Source organism: Tardiphaga sp. (genome assembly GCF_041424195.1).
Classification (GTDB): Bacteria; Pseudomonadota; Alphaproteobacteria; order Rhizobiales; family Xanthobacteraceae; genus Tardiphaga.
Map to the genome: position 1 here is coordinate 1 of NZ_JBGMOE010000141.1, position 1,240 is coordinate 1,240.

At 58.7% G+C, this 1,240-nt stretch carries 1 protein-coding gene; it reads right to left on the reverse strand.

What is annotated here, in order from left to right:
- Positions 1-19: 19 nt before the first annotated feature.
- A complete protein-coding gene (locus tag ACEK02_RS18595; RefSeq protein WP_371423051.1) occupies positions 20-853 on the reverse strand; it encodes a DUF4396 domain-containing protein in 834 nt (277 codons plus the stop codon).
- Between the last annotated feature and the right edge of the window lie 387 nt (positions 854-1,240).

Genomic DNA, 1,240 nt, shown 5'->3' on the forward strand with positions numbered 1-1,240 from the left:
CGGTCAATCGTAGCATGGGTCAGACCATCAGGCCGCAGCAGGTTATCACAGTCATTGCAAGGATCTGGGCGAGCGTTGCTTTTGCGGGCATCGTCATGTCGGCCATAGCCGAGTCATCATGTGCTCCCGTCGCAGGCGCGGGATGTTCGGGTTGGACGGAGTGGCCGCCATGGCCGAGGACACGTTCCGTACCCATGCCGTGCTTTAGTCCCACGCCGACGAGCCAGAGATTGAGGGGATAGGCGACTGCAAAGCCAACCAGCGTCGCAAGCGACATCACGCCCCAAAAGCGCAGCGAACCAGCATGCATTGCGGCCATGTCGCGGCTCATCAGAACCACCATCACCGGAATCATTCCCGCCATGAACACGTTCATCGACAGCCATTCGGGGACGAACGAGGCGCGCAGCGCGCGCGAATAAGAGCCGCCGAGCATGTCGCGCATGAACAGCGCCTGGAAAATCAGCAAGCCGAAAGCAAATCCGAATAGATATTCGGCCGTCACGTCGAGCCACATGGGCAGGCCCAGCGCAGTGGTAACGGCTGCTGCGACGATTACGCCTGTGGCGTCGCCGGCCATGCAGTGGATGGCGGATCCGAACGCCTGCTTCCATAGCGGCTGAACGAAGGCCTCATGTTGTTCGCCTTTCGGTGCCTGGCATGAGAGGACGTAGGCGGCCGCCATGACCGGGCCGCCGTACAGTGTGACGAGGACCCAGCCCCATTTCATGACGCGGAGTTCGGGATTGCGGGTAAACGCGTCCCAGGCGACGTAGGCCACGGATAGCGCTGTCAGCGCGAACCAGGCGATCAGGACGGTGTCAAGCCAAGGATAGGGGGAGCTCATCGTCATGTCGGTTCTCCTTCACTAAACGATACGCGGGCGAGAGTCTGATCCCTTGCCTAATGAAGATGGCGTCGTCGTATCGAAGGGATCATGCTCTGCCGGACAGTGCCCGTTTCGATGACGGATTAGGAACTGCGATCCTGAGCGATTGAAGTTCCCCTACTCCAAATGTCTTCGGAAGGTTGGCGTTGCCTAAGTTGGCGTGGATTTTCGGTCGGTCAGGGCGGAAGCCACCCGCCGCTGCGTTATGGTCGGTAGTTCACATCTCCCGATAGCGCATCGGCTGTCTGGCGCGAGGTGAACGAAATACCTCAGCACAAACATGAAAAACTTTTAATCTAGAGCGGTTTCCATTCATTCCGGTTCATAGCCGCATGATTTGAAGTAGTTGGC

Bases quoted from the DNA above. Each gene is read 5' to 3' on its own strand.
- ACEK02_RS18595 (WP_371423051.1), bottom strand. From the start codon at position 853: ATGACGATGAGCTCCCCCTATCCTTGGCTTGACACCGTCCTGATCGCC.